At 46.0% G+C, this 18,876-nt stretch carries 21 protein-coding genes and 3 tRNA genes; 19 read left to right on the top strand and 5 right to left on the bottom strand.

The window, feature by feature from the left end:
• Window positions 1-52 precede the first annotated feature (52 nt).
• From COU47_04135 to COU47_04120, 4 genes are read right to left on the bottom strand one after another with little or no spacing between them, the layout of a single operon-like run.
• Window positions 53-541 (bottom strand): hypothetical protein, encoded by a 489-nt coding sequence (locus COU47_04135; protein ID PIR69257.1) that lies wholly within the window; start codon window positions 539-541, stop codon window positions 53-55.
• A gap of 22 nt (window positions 542-563) precedes the next feature.
• Window positions 564-1,310, bottom strand: a complete 747-nt coding sequence (locus COU47_04130; GenBank protein ID PIR69256.1) for a hypothetical protein — start codon at window positions 1,308-1,310, stop codon at window positions 564-566.
• 22 nt (window positions 1,311-1,332) lie between these two features.
• Window positions 1,333-3,384: a valine--tRNA ligase gene (locus COU47_04125; GenBank protein ID PIR69255.1), complete on the bottom strand. Its 2,052-nt coding sequence runs from the start codon at window positions 3,382-3,384 to the stop codon at window positions 1,333-1,335.
• Between the two features lie 44 nt (window positions 3,385-3,428).
• The gene (locus tag COU47_04120; GenBank protein PIR69254.1) at window positions 3,429-4,589 is read right to left on the bottom strand and encodes a tRNA (adenosine(37)-N6)-threonylcarbamoyltransferase complex transferase subunit TsaD; all 1,161 of its coding nucleotides are present in this window, start codon (window positions 4,587-4,589) and stop codon (window positions 3,429-3,431) included.
• Between the two features lie 74 nt (window positions 4,590-4,663).
• Here COU47_04120 and COU47_04115 point away from each other — a divergent pair, with 74 nt between their 5' ends.
• The 10 genes from COU47_04115 to COU47_04070 all read left to right on the top strand — a co-directional run bounded on the left by COU47_04115 (window position 4,664) and on the right by COU47_04070 (window position 8,972).
• Window positions 4,664-5,920, top strand: a complete 1,257-nt coding sequence (locus tag COU47_04115) for a hypothetical protein (protein ID PIR69253.1) — start codon at window positions 4,664-4,666, stop codon at window positions 5,918-5,920.
• An 11-nt stretch (window positions 5,921-5,931) separates the two neighbouring features.
• On the top strand, window positions 5,932-6,213 hold the full coding sequence (locus COU47_04110; protein PIR69252.1) for a hypothetical protein: 282 nt from the start codon (window positions 5,932-5,934) through the stop codon (window positions 6,211-6,213).
• 85 nt (window positions 6,214-6,298) lie between these two features.
• Window positions 6,299-6,373: transfer RNA gene (locus COU47_04105), tRNA-Glu, on the top strand.
• A gap of 97 nt (window positions 6,374-6,470) precedes the next feature.
• Complete coding sequence (locus COU47_04100) at window positions 6,471-6,992, top strand: hypothetical protein (protein PIR69251.1); 522 nt, start codon at window positions 6,471-6,473, stop codon at window positions 6,990-6,992.
• Between the two features lies 1 nt (window position 6,993).
• On the top strand, window positions 6,994-7,200 hold the full coding sequence (locus COU47_04095) for a hypothetical protein (protein ID PIR69250.1): 207 nt from the start codon (window positions 6,994-6,996) through the stop codon (window positions 7,198-7,200).
• Window positions 7,191-7,265, top strand: a tRNA-Val gene (locus COU47_04090). The genes COU47_04095 and COU47_04090 overlap by 10 nt, the downstream gene beginning before the upstream one ends.
• A 25-nt stretch (window positions 7,266-7,290) precedes the next feature.
• Window positions 7,291-7,605 carry a hypothetical protein gene (locus COU47_04085; protein ID PIR69249.1) on the top strand — a complete coding sequence of 105 codons (315 nt, stop codon included), beginning with the start codon at window positions 7,291-7,293 and terminating at the stop codon, window positions 7,603-7,605.
• A gap of 56 nt (window positions 7,606-7,661) precedes the next feature.
• Window positions 7,662-8,357 carry an RluA family pseudouridine synthase gene (locus COU47_04080; GenBank protein PIR69248.1) on the top strand — a complete coding sequence of 232 codons (696 nt, stop codon included), beginning with the start codon at window positions 7,662-7,664 and terminating at the stop codon, window positions 8,355-8,357.
• A 25-nt stretch (window positions 8,358-8,382) separates the two neighbouring features.
• Window positions 8,383-8,886 carry a 50S ribosomal protein L19 gene (locus COU47_04075; GenBank protein PIR69247.1) on the top strand — a complete coding sequence of 168 codons (504 nt, stop codon included), beginning with the start codon at window positions 8,383-8,385 and terminating at the stop codon, window positions 8,884-8,886.
• Window positions 8,887-8,888: 2 nt separating this feature from the next.
• Window positions 8,889-8,972: transfer RNA gene (locus COU47_04070), tRNA-Leu, on the top strand.
• A gap of 48 nt (window positions 8,973-9,020) precedes the next feature.
• Here the strand turns inward: COU47_04070 and COU47_04065 are convergent.
• A complete protein-coding gene (locus COU47_04065; GenBank protein ID PIR69246.1) occupies window positions 9,021-9,386 on the bottom strand; it encodes a hypothetical protein in 366 nt (121 codons plus the stop codon).
• 74 nt (window positions 9,387-9,460) lie between these two features.
• On the opposite strand from COU47_04065, the gene recJ reads away from it, so the two are divergent.
• The 9 genes from recJ to COU47_04020 all read left to right on the top strand — a co-directional run bounded on the left by recJ (window position 9,461) and on the right by COU47_04020 (window position 18,873).
• On the top strand, window positions 9,461-11,167 hold the full coding sequence (gene recJ / locus COU47_04060) for a single-stranded-DNA-specific exonuclease RecJ (GenBank protein PIR69245.1): 1,707 nt from the start codon (window positions 9,461-9,463) through the stop codon (window positions 11,165-11,167).
• 39 nt (window positions 11,168-11,206) lie between these two features.
• On the top strand, window positions 11,207-11,809 hold the full coding sequence (locus COU47_04055; GenBank protein PIR69244.1) for a bifunctional (p)ppGpp synthetase/guanosine-3',5'-bis(diphosphate) 3'-pyrophosphohydrolase: 603 nt from the start codon (window positions 11,207-11,209) through the stop codon (window positions 11,807-11,809).
• Window positions 11,802-12,251 (top strand): hypothetical protein, encoded by a 450-nt coding sequence (locus COU47_04050; protein ID PIR69243.1) that lies wholly within the window; start codon window positions 11,802-11,804, stop codon window positions 12,249-12,251. The genes COU47_04055 and COU47_04050 overlap by 8 nt, the downstream gene beginning before the upstream one ends.
• Entirely contained in the window at window positions 12,248-13,717 is a 1,470-nt protein-coding gene (locus COU47_04045; GenBank protein ID PIR69242.1) for a hypothetical protein, read from the top strand. The genes COU47_04050 and COU47_04045 overlap by 4 nt, the downstream gene beginning before the upstream one ends.
• 72 nt (window positions 13,718-13,789) lie before the next feature.
• Window positions 13,790-15,229 carry an IMP dehydrogenase gene (gene guaB / locus COU47_04040; protein PIR69320.1) on the top strand — a complete coding sequence of 480 codons (1,440 nt, stop codon included), beginning with the start codon at window positions 13,790-13,792 and terminating at the stop codon, window positions 15,227-15,229.
• A gap of 134 nt (window positions 15,230-15,363) precedes the next feature.
• The gene (locus COU47_04035; protein PIR69241.1) at window positions 15,364-16,218 is read left to right on the top strand and encodes a hypothetical protein; all 855 of its coding nucleotides are present in this window, start codon (window positions 15,364-15,366) and stop codon (window positions 16,216-16,218) included.
• Complete coding sequence (locus tag COU47_04030; GenBank protein PIR69240.1) at window positions 16,218-17,135, top strand: MBL fold metallo-hydrolase; 918 nt, start codon at window positions 16,218-16,220, stop codon at window positions 17,133-17,135. Before COU47_04035 ends, COU47_04030 begins: the two co-directional genes overlap by 1 nt.
• A gap of 3 nt (window positions 17,136-17,138) precedes the next feature.
• Window positions 17,139-18,071, top strand: coding sequence for a hypothetical protein (locus tag COU47_04025; protein PIR69239.1), 933 nt, complete (start codon window positions 17,139-17,141; stop codon window positions 18,069-18,071).
• Window positions 18,072-18,282: 211 nt separating this feature from the next.
• Window positions 18,283-18,873, top strand: a complete 591-nt coding sequence (locus COU47_04020) for a nucleoside-diphosphate kinase (GenBank protein PIR69238.1) — start codon at window positions 18,283-18,285, stop codon at window positions 18,871-18,873.
• Window positions 18,874-18,876 lie beyond the last annotated feature (3 nt).

Genomic DNA, 18,876 nt, shown 5'->3' with positions numbered 1-18,876 from the left:
GTTGCACATATACAAAAATCCCAGCATGTGCGGGATTTTTGTTGCGTTTCAGCTACCCGTTCTTTATTTTTAATTTTTGTACTTTTGTTTTGTCTAGTTTCGGAAGGCGTATGGTCAAAAGCCCGTGTTTCATAGTAGCCTCTGCTTCTTCGGAGTCTACTTCTTGCGGAAGAAGTATGGAGCGTGAAAACCCCCCCCAATACAGCTCTTGATAGTAGTAGTTGTCATCATGTACTGTCGATGACTTTGAGCGCTTTCCGTTTATGGTGACCATATCTTGGGTAATAGAAACATCAAGATCTTCCGGTTTTACTCCCGCTACCATTGCTTCGATAATAATTTCATCCGATGTTTGATGCATATCAACGGTCAACTGCGCTTCTTCTTCCTGGAGAGGAGCTTCGTTATTGTGCGGGTGCGTTATATGATGCGGCTCAGGAGATGACATGGCTGGCTTTTCTTCCTCTATCATATCGCCATCAAACTCATCTGCCGGAATGCTTCCGGTAAGCCGCTCAAAAAAGGATCGTGTTTTAGACATAAAATATGAAGATAATGAGAAATTATGATGAACGCATGCGCGGGAATTTATACGGCGGGCGTATGCGTTTTACTTTTTCTAAGAGAAGCATAAAAATGATTGCTGCTATCCATACGCCGATGAATACTTGCAACGCATTACCGTTCTCTTGTTTTAGTATAAAGAAATTAAAAAGCGTGTGCAATAATGTTGCTGTGAAGAGGCCGCCGAATACGTTTCTTTTGCGCGATTCTGCATGGAAAAACGAATAGGCAATACTCACACCTACAATGCCCGACGCGGTCACGTGGAGCAATGTTGCTCCCAAGAACCGCAGTTGTCCGGTAATAAGCCCGAGCACCGGCGCTTCTTGGAACGCATTAAACAGGAAGATGGTGTTTTCAAATGCCGCAAATCCGAGTGCGGCAGTTATCAGATAGATGGGTGCGTCGATTGGTTCATTGAATCCAGGGCGATGGAGCGCGATAATGCTTGTTGCTTTGTATTTTGTGAATTCCTCTATCCCCGCCCATGCAAACAAAAGCATAAAAGGAAAGGTTGTTTCGTTGAATATACCTATCGCTTCCGCAGATTTAGCGGCGAGTATTTCTCCGATAAGTGCAATGGGTACTGCAAGCGCTCCTCCCAAAAAGGTGGCAATGAGTATCCGTCGGGGATTGGGATGCGGGTCTTCCTTCAGCCAAAACCATAACCAAATTATCACGGGGATGATGCTTCCGAGAAACGCATAGAGCGCTGATGTTGATATGATAAGAAGAGATTCGTTCATGCAAGAGTGGCAACAGAATCCGCTATGCGGGCCACTCTTCTATTATAAGCAATTTTCTTTCTTTGTGGGGAAGCAGCTCCCAAATGTGCTCAGTGATATGGGGGATGAAGGGGTGTAGGAGCTTCAGGGATTCAGCAAGCGTATATACGAGCACATGCGCATGTTCTTCTTCGTGCGATTGCTTTATATGTTCCAGATATACATCACAAAATGCGTGCCAGTAAAATTCGTACAGCTCATGAAGTGCGTGCCCGAATTCGTACATGTCTGTTTGTTTGTGTACATTTTTTTTGAGTGTTTTGAGCGCGGAAAGAATCGTTTTTGCTTCTTCTGTTTTTGCGTCCGGCGGCGAGGTCGGAACTTCTATTTCTTCAGGGAGGCGCATAAGAGCGAAGCGGGCGGAATTCCATATCTTGTTTAAGAATTTTTTCCCCGCGCGCACATGTTCTTCCGACCAATGAATGTCTTGGTTGCCCATCGCTTGCCAGATAAGGCCGAAACGGGTTGCATCCGAACCGTACTGTTCTATGAGACTTATTGGATCGATGCCGGTGCCAAGCGATTTTGACATGCGCTTTCCGTCTTTAGTGAGTATCGTTGCGTGGATGATAACATCGCTAAACGGTTTTCCATCCATGAATTCCATTCCGGAAAATATCATTCGCGTTACCCAAAGATTGATGATATCGCGTGCGGTTGATAGTACTTGTGTGGGGTAATATGTTTTTAGGTCGTCAGTTTTTTCGGGCCAGCCGAGTGTCGCAAATGGCCATAATGCGGAAGAAAACCATGTGTCTAATACATCCTCTTCTCCTTCAAGGGGAATGGCGTGTCCCCACCAGATCTGGCGCGATATGGTCCAGTCGCGGATGTTTTCTAGCCAGTCGGTATATACTTTTTCCCAGCGTTGAGGATGGAATGCCACGCGCCCCTTTTTAACCTCCGTAAGCGCTTTTTTTGCAAGATCTTCCATTTTCAAAAACCACTGCATGCTCGGCATTGGTTCTATGGGAGTGGCGCATCGGTAACAGAGCGCAATATTGTGGGTATAGTCTTCTTCTTTTTCAAGCGCGTTCTCTTTTTTTAGTGCTTCTAGAACGGCGTTTCGGCAATCGCTCACTTTTAATCCCTCACAGACGGGTCCTGCGTCTTTTGTCATCTTTCCGTCGGGGCCGATGACTTTCATAACTGGGAGGTTGTGTCGTTCGCCAATTTCGGCATCCAACAAATCATGCGCGGGGGTTACTTTTACCGCTCCGGTCCCGAATTCTTTTTCTACTTTTTCGTCCGTAACCACAGGAATTTCACGGTGATGGATTGGAAGAATAAGCATTTTCCCCGCAATGTTTTTATACCGGCTATCTTTCGGATGTACGGCAACCGCGGTATCGCCGAGCATTGTTTCGGGGCGGGTTGTTGCAACGGTAACGTGATTATCAGAATCCTTTATTGGATATTGGATATAGTAAAGTTTTGCATGCTCTTCCTTGTATTCAATTTCTAGGTCGGAGAGCGATGTCCCGCATCTTGTGCACCAGTTGATGACTTTCTCCGCCTTGTAGAGCATATTTTTTTTGTGATAATGCAAGAACGCTTTTCTTACCGCTTCCTGGTATTGTTCGTCCATTGTGAATCGGGTGCGTGTCCAATCCAAAGATGCGCCAAGTTTTTTTAGTTGTTCAAGAATTGTGTTTCCGTATTGCTCTTTCCATTCCCAGATGCGCTCTATGAATTTTTCTTTACCAAGTTTGTAGCGCGACAGCCCTTCTTTTTTAAGCTGCTTTTCAACGACATTTTGTGTTGCGATGCCAGCATGGTCGGTGCCTGGCAGCCAGAGGGTCTTATATCCTTCCATCCGTTTTTTGCGTATGATGATGTCCTGGATAGTTGCATTGAGCGCATGTCCCATATGCAGGGAGCCTGTGATATTGGGGGGCGGAATGACGATAGTGAACGGTTTTTTGTGTCGCTTTGGGAGTTTGTCCGGATTAAAAAAGCCAGAGCTTGTCCAGATATCATAGATATGGGATTCTATCTCGTGAGGATTGTATTGAGGCGTAAGTGCTTTCGGCATAAAAGTACTATTAGAATAACATGGAACAAGTGCTTTGGGGAGCGTTATGTAATGCGTAATTGCCCATGTGCCTTTAACAATGACGCGTCCTTTTTCGCGTTTTTTTTGTTGAAAAATGCCGCAATAGCAATCATGAGCGCATTATCTCCGGTGAGGGAGAGGGGTGATATGGCAAGAAGCATGTTTTCTTTCTCTGCTTTTTTCTTGAACGTATCCCTCAATGCTCTATTTGCGGATACACCCCCACCTATCAAAATTTTCTTTACATTATAATGGCGTGCTGCGTGCATGGTTTTTGATACAAGCACCTCTACCGCAGCATCCTGGAATTCTTTTGCTATTACCGGCTGTATGTCTTTCATGGAGTATTTTTTTTTGAGGTCCCGTACGGCGTAGAGTGCCGCAGTCTTAAGACCCGAAAAGGAAAAGTTGAAATCTTTTGAATAGAGCATGGGACGAGGCAGCGAAATGTGTATACGTTTGTTTTGTTTTTTTTCTGAGTACGCCGCAATTTCGGGTCCCCCGGGGTAGCGAAGTTCCAAAAGTCTTGCTGTTTTGTCGAATGCTTCGCCTGCCGCATCGTCAAGCGTTTCGCCGACTATTGTGTATGAGCCGTATTGTTTAATAAGAATGAGTTCCGTGTGTCCTCCGCTGACTAACAATGCGAGCATGGGGAAGGTATTCTTGGGAACAAAAGAGCGGCGCTTTTTTGTTTCAAGGAGCGCCGAAAAGATATGCCCCTCCATGTGATTTACGGGGATGATGGGGAGATTCCAAAGTGTGGAAAGCGCGTGAGCAAAATTGATACCAACCCATAACGCGGGCTCAAGACCCGGCCCGACAGTAACCGCAATTGCATCAATATCAGGCTTCCGAAGAGGAAATACATATTTTTTTGTTTGTGATAGCAGCTCTTGTTCGCGCACGAGTATCTGTTCTACTGTTTTATGCGTGGCTATGGCGCGTTTTGAGCGCGCATGCATGCGCGCTTCTTTAAGGGATTGTATAAGAATAGGAACGAGATTTTTTTGGTGCTCCCGGCTTGCAAGATTTGGTACAACGCCCCCGAATTTTTGATGTATCTTAATTTGCGAACTTGTGTTGTGGGCGCGTATTGAAATATCCGGCTCCGTGGAAGAGCCGGTGGCATATATGACGGCAACCGATGTTTCGTCGCACGATGTTTCTATAGCAAGAATACGCATACTCTATCATTGTAATATATAGTATTTTTTTGATATGTTAAGTGGAGCAATTGATCTTTTCCAAGGAGGTCTTTATGAAGAAGGAAGACATTCAGCTAAGCGTGATGCCGAACGGTATTACTGTAGTAACGCAAAAACGGGATACCGGGAAATTCGTTTTCCAGCTTGGGGTAAAATGTGGCTCCCGCAACGAGCCGGATGGTCTGGTGGGTCTATCTCATTTTTATGAACACATGGTGTTTCAGGGAACCCCTACGCGGACTGCCTTTGATATCGCGCGTGAGGCTGAAGAATGCGGCGCGGAAACGAATGCATTTACTTCCTACGAAGAGACGGTATTTTATGTAAGCGGACCCAAAAGCAAGGCAGAGCTCTTTTTGGATATTTATTCCGACTCGTTGCATAATAGCGTATTTGCTGAAGAAGAATTTGAAAAAGAGCGGAAGGTCATTTTAGAAGAATGGCGCACGAGGCATGAACACAACACAAGGGCGGTTACAAATCTGTTGTTTGAGACTATGCTCGGTTTGCAGGGAAGCATTATTGGAGACGAAGAAACGGTATCGCGTATCACGCCCGACAATCTGCGTACGCTTGCGTATAAATATTACAAACCCGCAAACATAGTTATCTCGATGGCAGGCGGCATATCGCATTCTAAAGCACAACGCCTTGCAGAAAAATTTTTTGGGAATTTTCACAAAGCATGGAGCGGAAAAAGCGAACTCAAGGGACCCTCCGCGCGTGGCGTTGCTGACAGATACGCTGAACGGGTGAGGGAGCATATAACGCAAAGTGCTGTTGCTATCGGTTTTTGGGCACCTCCAATTACTGACGACAGAAGTTATGCGCTTGATATTCTGATGTGCATTTTAGGCTGTGGCTCGTCTTCCCGGCTGTTCCAAGAGGTGCGGGATAAGCGCGGACTTGCGTATAGTATTCGAGCCGGGTATTGGGGGTTTTCTAATGCGGGTATTAGTAGTGTAGTCGGATATACATCAGAACCGAAAGAAGCGCATGCGGTTATTATGCAAGAGATTGAGAAAATCTGTTCCGAATATGTTTCTGATGCTGAGCTGGAAAAAGCGAAGACCATGAATACCGCAGACCTTGAGACATGCGAAAAAACCTATTCTTTTGGGGCGCGGAATCTCAATGCATTGATGTGGCATGGACGCATCGTTCCCATACAGGAAGAAATCGCACAGTACCGGGAGGTAACGAAAGAAGCCGTCCGTGCAGCAGCGGAAGAAGTGTTGCGTTTTGATGGGATGATAACCGCTGTAACAGCTCCTCGTTCCATGCGTGGACAGCTTATTCAAAAACAATGACGGAGGTTATGATGGATTATCCTAAGCGTCTTTTAACGCTTGAGTCGGTTAGCAGAGGAATGTTTTCGGAAGAAAAACTTGTCTCATTCAAAGATGTGAACGGAAAGGTGGCATCGGGATTTTATCCCGACGGCTATATCCAAGACGGATCTTTGATAGTAGACATATTGAGTGAGCGCGAAGATGCGTATCTCGTAACGGTGCGAGGCATGCAATGCGGTGGATACGGATTTTTCCAGGGAAGTAATTTTTGGGTGTCAAAAGACCTCATAGGCGAAGAAGTGAAAAAATAACAAAAAACCTAGGCTATGCCTAGGTTTTTTTATTGAAAGGATTGATTTTCTCTGGTACATTATGTACTATATCCTGGTTATTATTGGTCCCATCGTCTAGGCTGGTCTAGGACGCTAGGTTTTCATCCTAGAAACCCGGGTTCAAATCCCGGTGGGACCGCTTATTTAATAATTTTAATGTTTGCCGGGATTTGAAACCCCGGTTCTGAAGGAGGAGCGAGCTTGTCCCGTTGTAAGCGGGACGCTGTGAGCTACGGATGAAGAAAAATCCTGGTGGGGTAACTTTTACAATGAACCTTCATTTCACAAATGAATATCCCGCTTCTTGTTTGGATGAAATAGTCGGGTATCTTTTGGGACCGCGGCTTTGGATACCGCGCATCCAGTATCCTGATTTTGACGAGTGGCTCCATAAAAGTTTTATTGAACTCAAAAATGAACAAAAGCGCGCGATGGTAGCGCTTTCGGGCAATGATATTGCGGGGGTGGCGCTCTACCAACGCCACAAAAAAGATCCCCGCGCTCTTGAAATAAAAAATCTTACGGTGCGCCCCGATATGCGCGGGCGGTATATCGCGAGCTTTCTATTGCGTAATGTCGAAATAGAAGGAGCTCGTGATTTTAACTCTTCGCATATTGTGTGCGACGCGAAAGCGGACAATCTTCCTATTCAGACGTTTCTTGTGCGGCACCGATACGAAGCTCTCAAGCGGGAAGACCTCTATCAAAAAGGGGCGGGACATGATATTATATACAAGAAAAAATTAGCATACATATAATATGGGAATATTTGATCAGGCAAAACTTGCAGCAGACATGATGAAAAATATGGATCCTTCGCAAATGAAGGAACTGTTGGCGCAGGCGCAAGAAGGTCAGAGGGCGCTCGAAGAACAGATAAAGAAGTTAATTGACGAAGAAGTAAAAAAACGGAATCTCGTAAGCCGAGAAGAAGTTGAACACATCATCAAGAACATGCGCCCGTAGCTCAGTGGTAGAGCGTTTCGTTGACATCGAAAAGGCCAGAAGTTCGATCCTTCTCGGGCGCACCAGGTATTTAAAAAAGGAGGCATATTAATGCCATATATTAAACAGCCGGACCGCACGGCTTTAAATCCTCATATTGATAAGCTTGCTGAAGAGATGTCTAAGCTGATACACGAAGATGTTGATATGACAGGATTGCTCAATTATAGCTTCACGCGTCTCGGGCTAGCGGTTGTTAAAGCGCGCTTCGGGAAATTCCGGTATTGGATGTTCGCATCCATAAGGGGCGCTTTGTACGACGCTGCAGCAGAGCTATATCGGAGACTTGCTGCACCGCACGAAGACAAGCAGATTCAAAAGAACGGCGATGTAGACTTATACGAAGAATTCCTAAAAGATATGTAAACGAATCCCGCCCCGCGCGGGATTTTTATTTTTTGCAAGATGTGGCATTATGAGGCATGCAAATCATTTACGAAGACAGTGACATTATTGCGGTAAATAAGCCCGCAGGTGTCTCGGTGCACCCCGACAGACACCACCCGTCTGACACCCTTATCCAAATGATAGCGGGGCAATTTCCCGAGATAGAAGGTGTAGGAGAGGATCCATTACGCCCTGGTGTAGTGCATCGGCTTGATAAAGACACGTCGGGCGTTCTTGTGGTCGCGCGGAACCAAGAAGCATTTGACTATCTCAAAAAACAATTCCATATGCGTACTGTTGTAAAGGAGTACGCGGCGTTAGTGGTCGGGAAAGTAAAAGAAAAAAAAGGCACCATTGACATGCCGATAGGCCGTTCAAAAAATGATCCGACAAGACGCGCTGCGGAAGGCCTTATGCGTGGTATGGTCCGCGAAGCGCGTACTGATTATGAGGTAATTGAATATTTCGGGGGCGGCTATACGCTGGTCCGTTTATTTCCAAAAACAGGCCGCACCCATCAGATACGAGTACACATGAAAGCTATTGGGTACCCTATTGTGTGCGATAAACTTTATGCGGGGAAGCGGTTTGTGTGCCCGTTTGGCCTCAATCGGCATTTTTTGCATGCATCTACTCTTGAGATTGCTCTCCCCCAGAGCGGAAAAATACGCCTTGAGGCTGACATCCCCGTTGATCTTGAGCGGGTTCTTGAGGGATTGCGTAATGCTTAAAATAGTGTTATCTTGGTGAAATATTATGAATACCATTCATAAGATAAAATTTTCACCCGTAAAGATAGAAGACCGTAAAAAGCTTGATATTCGTTCGGGCGATACGGTTCGCGTATGGCAACGGGTCAAGGAAGGGAACAAGACGCGCCTTCAAGCGTTTGAGGGTCTTGTTTTGGCGCGGAAGCACGGAGCTGAACCGGGTGGGACATTTACGGTGCGCAAGGTGGTAGACGGTATTGGCGTTGAACGAATTTTTCCATTATATTCACCAACTATTGAGAAAATTGAATTGGTGCGGCGCTCGAAAGTCCGCCGCGCAAAACTCTATTATATCCGCGAAAAAGCAACGCGCGCGGCACGGCGCAAAATGAAGCAGATGAGAATCGTGAATGAGGTTGTGATGGAAACAAAGGAGGATGAACCTGAAAAACCGCAAGACGGGGAAGAAAATGCAGATACTTCAGCGCTGACTGAAGCAAAGAAAGAAGAAAGCTCTCCGGGAAGCACAGAAGAAAAAAAAGAAGCGTAAACGCGCAGGTGTCGGAATTGGTAGACGAGCTACCTTGAGGGGGTAGTGTCCTTCGGGGCGTGGAGGTTCAAATCCTCTCCTGCGCACACAACTAGCTCAAATACAAAAACTCCCGTATGGGAGTTTTTTGTTTGTTATTCTTCTTCGTATATTGCTGAAGAGTCCTCGTTTTCCCAAATCTGAACGCGTACAACGCCGGGAAATATTAATTTAGCTGAGTTGTAAATAAATTCGGCGAGATTCTCCATGGTTGGATTCATTTCGGGGAACACGTCATTCAGATACCTGCCATTCAGCGCGTCTACTATTTCTTTTTTAAGTACGCGTTTTACATCGCGGATGTTTGTAATCATACCGCCTTTGTCAGTACCGCCTTTGATGCGCACAGTAAAGCTGTACAGGTGGCTGTGCCTCGGTTCATTATTCTGCGGATTGTTTACATCTATAAGCGAGTGGGACGCTTCAAAGTGCATCTTCTTTTCAATGTATATAGCAGCCATACAACCCCCCCCATTTTTATTGCATAGTAGTGTTTTTCCGTCCTTTTTTCAAGCCCTGTGCTATATTGGATAATATGAAAAAACAGTGGCAGATAAAAAATCCGTACCCAGAGCCGTATGCAGAACAGATGCGCGGAGATGAGTTAACGCTTCAGCTTCTTTTTAACCGCGGCATACACACACAGGAAGAAGCAGATGCATTTTTCTCGCCTGCGTATGAGCGTGATACGCATGACCCGTTTTTGCTTCCCGATATGGAAAAAGCAGTAAAACGATTTTTGGACGCCATGAAAAAAAACGAACGCATCCTTATTTTTAGCGACTACGATGCCGATGGTGTATGCGGTTCTATTGTATTCTCTGATTTTTTCCGTTTTGTGGGGTATGAGAATTTCTTTTTATATAACCCCGACCGATACAAGGAAGGATACGGGCTTACCGTACATGTAATGGAAGCGGTATTAGAACAAAAACCGTCGCTTGTAGTAACGGTGGATACGGGCATCGGTGATATCGAGGGTGTGCGCACGCTCCAAGAAAAAGGAATTGATGTTATTGTGACCGATCATCATTTGCCGGGAGATGAATTGCCGCGGGCGTTTGCTGTCATTGATCATAAGCGGAAAGACAGCGCCTATCCGTTTCCGGAACTCTGTGGAACAGGCACGGCGTTTAAATTTGTACAAGCGCTTTTCCAAAGGGGCGATTGGCCGGTGAAAGAAGGATACGAAAAATGGATGCTTGATGTTGTTGCTATTGCAACGGTTGCCGATATGGTTCCGCTCCGTGACGAAAATAGAATGCTCGTACATTGGGGGCTCGAAGTTCTAAAAAAGAACAGGCGCCCCGGGCTTCGTATATTGTTAGAACAGCAGCCGTATATTTCCCTCCCGCGTATGCAAGCAAGCGACATTGCGTTTACATTGGGGCCGCTCATCAATTCAGCGGGGCGTATAGACCATGCAAACACCGCTGTTGAGCTATTGCGCGCAGATAATGAAGAGGAAGCACGCTGGCTTGCGTCCCGCTTGCAGGACGCGAATGCGGAGCGCAAGCGGATGACGCAAGATGTCGTTTCTCTAATACAGGCAAAGTATGCTGATAGAGATATGCCTGCGGTTATTGTACTTGGAGAGGAGGGTTGGTTCCCGGGTGTGCTCGGTATTGCCGCAAGCAGGCTGGTTGAAGAGTATGCGCGCCCGGTATTTTTATTTGGAAAGGGAGAAGGTGAAACATTTAAGGGTTCGTGCAGAAGCGATGGGTCGGCAAATCTTGTGGAGCTTATGAAGAGGGCGGGTGAGGATTTGTTTACGGCATACGGCGGGCATGCAATGGCCGCTGGATTCACGATTGCTGGGGGCCGTGAAAAAGATATGGAGCGGGCGCTTAATGATGCGTATGCAAGCATAGACAAAAAAGAGAATCTTTTCGGAGAGCTTCATATAGAAAAAGAACTTTCTATAGATGAGGTTGCATGGGATATATATGCGACTCTTTCGCGATTCGAGCCATTTGGTGAAGGAAACCCAAATCCCGTATTTTTGTTTTCGGGCGTTCTCATAGAAAACGTCCGTACATTTGGAAATGTGCAAAGCCATCTGGAACTGCGATGTAAGCAATCGAGCGGGAATGCGGTCAAAGCAGTATTTTTTGGCGGGGGGAGTGGCGCCGAGATGATAAAGAGGGGGGCGACGATTGACCTTGCGGCATCAATTGAATATTCCTCATTTCGCAATACCGGAGAGATACGTTTGCGTATCGTTGATTATCGTGCGAGATAATGATACGCTTTGGCAAATGCGCATTAACAGGAGAAACCAATGACACGCGGCACTATTATAGATAAAGCATTACAAAAAGCAGAAATTCTTCATAAAGGGCAAGTGAGAAAATCAGACGGAGTAACGCCGTATATTACGCATTTAAAAGAAGTTGCCGGCATTCTAAAAAAATATACTTCTGACGAGCATGTCATCGCTGCGGGTATTTTGCATGATGCTATAGAGGATACGCCGTATACGCCCGAAGCATTAGAGCACGACTTTGGTCTCGTAATACGAGATATAGTTATGGGAGTTACGGAAAAAAAGATGAGAGATGGAAAAAAAATTCCATGGAAGGTTCGGAAAGAGGCGTATCTGCACAATCTTCAACATGTATCGCGAAACAGCCTACTTGTGTGTGCTGCCGACAAGGTTCATAATATGAACTCCTGCGTGCATGATTTTCAAAAACAAGGGAGCAGTGTGTGGAGCAGTTTTAATGCAGAGCCGAAAGAGCAGGTGTGGTATTATGGAGCTGTTCTACATATACTAACAGGGCGGTTGCGACACAGCAGAGCAAAAGGAATACTTGCCGAGTATAGAGTGGCATTTGATAGATTCTGTGGCATAGCAGAATCGTTTTACGCACAGTATGAATAAGCAAAAAAATGACATTGTGATATATACGGACGGAGGATCTCGAGGGAACCCCGGGCCAGCTGCTATCGGCGTGGTTATTCAGGATGTAGGCGGACGGGATATAAAATCGTACGGGGAACAGATAGGAGAACGCACGAATAACGAAGCCGAATATGAGGCGGTTATTTTTGCTCTCAAGAAAGCAAAGCAGCTTTTTGGGAAAGCAAAAGCAAAGCAGATGCGCGTTGAAGTTCGTATGGATTCGGAGCTCGTTATGCGCCAATTGAGCGGCATATATAAAATAGAAGAAGAACGACTATTTCCGTTGTATATGAAGGCGCACAATCTTACGCTCGATTTTGGGAGTATTGTATACACGCATCTTATGCGTGATAAGAATAAAGAAGCAGACAGATTGCTGAACGAGGCGCTCGATGCAGGAGAACAGAAAACATTATTATGAGAGAGCGAGCATTGGTTATAAGTATTATAGGATTTGGAGCGGGTATAAGTATCCGCTCCTTTTTTACTATTGCAGAAGTATATGCGGTTTTTGGGCTCTTTCTTGCTGCGGGTTTTTTTATTTTTTGGCGCGTCAGAGGGGCGGGTCTATTTTTTATTATTGCGTTGCTGTTCGCGGGGGGTAGCTTTGGAGTGCTGCGCTTTAATATGAAAGACAGGGGAGGGGTGAATCCGGAGTGGGCGCGAGTTGTGGGCAACACTGTATTATTGCGCGGCATAATAACAAGTGAAGCCGATGAACGCGACCGGTATACTCGCTTTGTAGTTGCAAGCGGGGAACTATTTGATTGGAACGAAAAAGCATGGAGAAGTGTTCCGTCAGAGAAAATACTTTTTACCGTGAGCCGTTACCCCTCTTTTGTGTACGGAGACATTGTAGAAGCGCGTGGGCGGCTTGAACCTCCGGAGAATATTCCTGATTCTGATTTTGATTGGGAGTCGTATCTTGCGAAAGACGAAATTTATCTTCAGATGTCATATCCAAGCACCGCGCTCATAGGAAGAGGTGGATTTTTTTTGAAGCGATGGTTATTTTCGCTTAAGGAGGAGTACATACAGCGAATCGGAAGCGTATTGCCCGAACCGCACGCGTCTTTTTTGGGTGGACTTACTGTCGGCGCTCGAAAAAGCATACCTGAGAATGTACTTGAGGAGTTCCGCAGGGTAGGCGTTATTCATATTGTTGTTCTTTCCGGGTATAACATTACCATTGTCGCCAGGGCTTTTGCAGGATTTTTAGGGGTATTCTTTTCGTGGGCGGTAAGCGTGGGCGCGGGAGTAGCCGGAATAATTCTCTTTGCGCTATTCACTGGTGCTGCGGCCCCCGTGGTACGTGCATCAATTATGGCCATTCTCATTTATACGGCTCAGGCGACTGGGCGCATAAACCGTGTCATTATCGCGCTCCTCATTGCAGGCGCTCTTATGATATTTGTAAATCCAAAGATTCTCCTGTTTGACGCGTCGTTCCAGCTTTCATTTTTGGCAACGCTGGGACTTATTTATCTCGCGCCTCGTTTTGAGCGCATGCTTTCATGGGCTCCTAAGCGATTCGGATTACGGGAAGCGGCAACAGCAACGCTCTCCGCCCAGATTGCAGTTACCCCACTCATCTTGCATCTTATGGGAACATTTTCTGTCGTTGCGCTTCCCGTAAATATGCTTGTTCTTGTTGTGGTTCCGTACACAATGTTTTTTGGAGCGACGGCAGGCGCACTAGCGTTTGCTTCAAAGATACTCGCGCTTCCTTTTGCCTGGGTTGCGTACATTTTGCTTGAATATCAGCTCAAAATAGTCGAGACATTTTCATCACTTTCGTTTGCGGAAATAGCTCTTCCAGGATTTCCCCTCATTGCGATGCTTGTGCTCTATATAGGTATCGCTTGGCTTATAATACGGCGGAAATAATTGCCATATACAAAAAAATGTGGTATTCTTTTGCACATACATCTTTTACAACAGGAGGAGAAAGTGCTGACTATTAAAGAATCAGGAAGAACATTTGACGATATATTACTTGCGCCGCGGCGTTCCGAAATACTTCCCTCGGAAGTTTCTTTGGAAACGCGTTGCAGTAGAAATGTTGCCATGAGCATACCACTTATTTCTTCGCCTATGGATACGGTGACGGAGTATAAGATGGCGATAGCTCTTGCTTTGCATGGGGGTATCGGCGTTATTCATCGGGCTATGGATATAGAGCGCCAAGCGCATGAAGTATACCGCGTTAAGCGTTACCAGAGCGGGAAGATAGCAAAGCCATACACACTTGCTCCGCATAAGACCATAGGAGATGCAAAAAAGCTTGTGGAAGAAAGAGGCATTTCAGGTATTCCCATTGTTAAGTCTGATGACACACTTGTAGGGCTGCTTACCCGCAGAGATCTGCTGTATGCTCCTGATGATGATTTTCTTGTACAAAAGGCAATGAGACCGTTAGAAAAATTAGTAGTTGCTTCAGAGTGCATTTCGGCGGAAAAAGCGTACAAGATACTTTTGAAAGAGCATATCGAAAAACTTCCGTTGGTGGACGAAGCGGGGCATTTGCGCGGGCTCATAACCCTGAAGGACATCAATCTTATGCGGGAGTTCTCGTCAGCTACGCGCGACAAAGAAGGACGCTTGCGCGTTGCCGCTGCAATCGGTGCCACGGGAGATTTTTATGAACGTGCGATAGAATTGCTGAACCACGATGTTGATATGATTGTTCTTGACAGCTCGCATGGCCATTCAAGCAATGTAATGAATGCGCTTAAAAAACTGAAATCAGTAAGCGGGATGGTTGATATCGTTGTGGGGAATATTGCGACAAGAGAAGCGGCCGACGACTTGATAGATCTTGGCGCCGATGGACTTCGTGTAGGCATTGGAGGCGGTTCTATCTGTACTACCCGTATGGTTACTGGAATTGGTGTTGCGCAGATCAGCGCGATAGAAAATGTTGTATCTGCCGCAAAAGAGCGATCTGTTCCCATCATCGCGGACGGAGGTATTCGTTTTTCCGGAGATATCACCAAAGCCTTAGCTGCGGGTGCGGACGCTGTGATGATAGGAAGACTTTTTGCCGAACTTGATGAGAGCCCCGGGGAGATAGTGGAAGTCAAAGGGGTGAAGTACAAAAGATATCGCGGAATGGGCTCAGAGGCAGTACTAAAAAGCGGAGGAAGCGACCGATATGGCGCAAAAGCCGTCCCGGAGGGCGTAGAGGCGCTGATACCGTATCATGGAACCTTCAGGGAAGAGATACATTATCTTCTCGGAGGCCTTCGCCAGGGGATGGGGTATCTTGGGTGCGCCTCTATACAGGATATGCATGAAACAGAAATAGAAGCGCAAATCATGAGCTTTGCCACGATGCAAGAAAGCGGGCCTCACGACATTCTACTGGAAAAAGACCCTCCAAACTATAAAAAACTCTAACGAAACTTAGCCGCACATATATTGTGCGGCTTTTTCTTGATTTTAGATGAACTTATCTATTTTCCATGCGATGTATAAGAGCGCGTTACATGATAGTGTCTAGCGGGGTTGATTTTTTTGAAAAATAGTATACAATGAAAGCAAAATTTTGCAGCAAGAGGAGCTCTTTTATGAATTTTAATAATAAGCATGTTGCTATTGTGGGTGTTGGCGGTATGGGTGCAGAAATAGTAAAAGCATTGCGGATCAAGGGCGTTACTACATTTTTTCTTGCCGATAATGATATTAAAAAGTGTTACAGCGCAGTATCTTCTATTTCTTCTGATGAAGCGTGCGGCGGCGCGTATTACACAGCGGGGATTGATGTCATGAATCCGGCATCGTGGGATAATCTATTCTCAAAGATACAGATGGCAAGAACGCCTATAGATATATTTATCTATACCGCGGGCGTTATAGGTCCCGGAGGGAAGAGCAAATTCATTACCAAATGGACTATGGACGACATCCTTCAGGTATGCACCATAAATTATGCGGCAATGATAGGCCTTACGAATGAATTTATGAACAGATTTTTTATTCCGCAAAAACATGGCCGCATCATTACTATTGCTTCTCTGGCGGGCCTTGATCCAGAGAGCGGTTCCGAGATGTATGATTCCACCAAAGCCGCGGTTATTGGGTTTATGCGCTCATTTATGGGGACGCTGAACGGTATGCGGGAAAGAAAGGGGATTGATGTGCGTGCAAATTGTCTTACGCCTGGTATGGTGAGGACCGGCATGATAAGTCACCTAGAAGAGAACAAGGAACTTATGGAAGGACTACTTGCGCGATTCAATCAAAAACTGTTGAGTGAACCTTCCGAGGTGGCCGCACAGGTGTGCCGGGTGCTTGCAGAGGATCTCCACGGAGAATTCGTTGACGAAAAGGGGCGTTCATATAACGACTACCTTGATTCTATAAAAGAAAAAATCCGCTGCGTCTAATGACGCTGGAACAAAAAGCTCCGCTTTGCGCGGGGCTTTTTTTATATTATGGTAGGAAAATTATGTTGCATGTTCGCGCACATTCATGTGCGTACATTTTTTTTGGATTGCTCTTCGTCGCCATATTTTTATGGGGTGCTCTTTTCGCATTCGGTGGAGAGGGTTCCCGCGAAGTAGTAATGTATTTTTTAGACATCGGGCAGGGAGACGCGATATTTATTGAAACGCCAGACCATGTGCAAATGCTTATTGACGGCGGCCCGAATAAAAAAATTCTTTCAGAGCTTGGGAGCATTATGCCGTTTACCGACAGAACTATTGATGTGGTTCTTTTGTCCCATCCGCATGAGGACCATGTGGGGGGACTTATTGATGTGCTTGACCGGTATGATGTTCGGACGGTAGTTGCGGCAGAGACGCCATATGATTCGGGGGCATTCCGGGAATGGGATGAAAAGGTAGACGCGGAAGGAGCAGAGCACGTACGCGCGCTTCGCGGCATGCGGATTTGGCTTGCATCTGATGTCTGGTTTGATGTTCTTGCTCCCGCATCTTTCATACAAGAAGAGCCTGCGAACATACACGACGCTATGATTGTGGGGAAGCTTGTGTATGGAAATACCTGCGTTATATTCACGGGTGACATGGAACGGGATATAGAACGCTCTCTTTTGGGGGACGATATAGGATGCGAAGTGTTGAAGGTGGGGCATCATGGCTCCAAGACATCTACGAGCGACGCATTTTTAAAAGCTGTATCTCCAAGTGTCGCAGTTATTTCTGCGGGTAGGAATAACCGCTATGGCCACCCGCATGATGTTATCCTCAATAAGTTGGAAAAAGCAGGCATCCGCATACTCCGCACCGACATTGACAGTACAGTAATTCTGCGCTCAAATGGAGAAAATGTCTTTTAAAAAATTGCACAGGAAAGGGAGGATGTAGTATTGAAGATCTACACGACAGGATCAGGGAAGAATCTCGGTGAAAAAATAGCGAGATGCCTCGGGACAACGCCGAGCCCGGTGAATATAGGAAAATATCCCGACGGACAAATCTTTAATCATATTCTTGAAACGCCTCACAACGAAGTTGCGCTTGTGGTAGGAAATACACAAGGGCCGGTTGAATTCACAGAATTGCTTACCTTGCTTGATACTGTCCAGGGATTCAGCGTGCAAAAAACCGTAGTTATCGTTCCGTATTTTGGCGCGGGGCGGCAAGACCGTGCAGACCAGGAGGGTGAAGATATAGCGGGGCGCATGCAGATGACTGCTATAGCATCACGAAGGCCAAACAGGGTTCTTCTCGTGGATTTGCATAATGCGGGTATTCAATACTGTACAGCACTTGATATGCGTATCCGAGTAAAGGAATTATACGCAAAGCCCATATTCTTTGATGTTATTCGTGACATGCGTATTTCTTCTGAGTTTGTTTTTGCGTCAGCAGATGTAGGGAGGCTCCGTATAGCTCGTTCATATGCGAAAGAATTTAATGTGAGTGCGGTTTCTCTTGATAAGCGTCGCGCAGGACCGGGCGAGGTAGAAGTGATGCATATCATTGGTGATGTGGCGAATAAGACAGTTATCATGATTGACGATATCGTCGACTCCGGCGGGACTGTTATGAAGGGTGCTGAGGCGTTAAAAAACGCCGGCGCAAAAGATATTCATTTGTTTGCAACGCATGCTGTGCTGAGCGGGCAGGGGTATGAGCGGTTTGCGCACTCAAATATATTCTTTGCGAGCGCTCATATAACCGACACCATTGCCATACGGGAGCCCTCAATGTTTCAGGTGCACTCCATAGCTCCTCTTATCGCTGAATACACGAGGAAAGAGATTTTATAATAAGCAAAGCCGCCCCGTAATAGGCGGCTTTTCCATCTATGGGGAAGTTCAGGATATCGCTGATGTAGTCGGGGGGCTTGCTTGAGCTTTCTCGGGAGGCGGCAAAGACTGATAGCGTATGATATCCATATACTAAAAACAAAAATCTGGGATATATTCCGGATTTTTTATATCTTGTCAAAAGAATCCATTTTCATTAGTATGTGAACATATGAAACACCCATCAGAAGAAAAAACAGTAGTGCTTATCAAGCCCGACGGTGTAAAGCGCGGATTGATAGGCGAAGTAATTAAGCGCATTGAGATGCGTGGTTTGAAAGTGATTGCGCTCAAAATGATATTGGCCTCGCGGGAGCATGCGCACAGCCACTACCCTAACACAGAACCATGGCTTCGCGGGATTGGAGAAAAGACGCTTGAAAATTATGAAAAATATGGCAAAGAGGCCAAAAAAGAAGTTGGTACTGATGATCCGATAGAAATAGGCAAACAAGTTGCACGCTGGAATGTTGATTTTTTGACGTCTGGTCCCATGGTAGCAATGGTAGTACAAGGGATACATGCCATTGATATGGTGCGCAAGATCGTGGGCAAAACCATTCCTGCGTTTGCAGAAATGGGAACGATACGCGGCGATTTTTCGGTTGATTCTCCTACGCTTGCAAATATCCAAAAGCGTTCCATTCATAATGTGGTGCATGCGTCGGGCGACCCGGAAGAGGCAAAGCATGAACTTACACATTGGTTTACAGACCAAGAGATTCATGCGTACAAACGGGCGGAAGAGGATATAATGTTTTAGCGT

This window comes from Candidatus Niyogibacteria bacterium CG10_big_fil_rev_8_21_14_0_10_46_36 (assembly GCA_002772995.1).
Lineage (GTDB): Bacteria > Patescibacteriota > Minisyncoccia > 1-14-0-10-42-19 > 1-14-0-10-42-19 > 1-14-0-10-46-36.
This window is presented reverse-complemented; position numbering and strand designations above follow the sequence as displayed.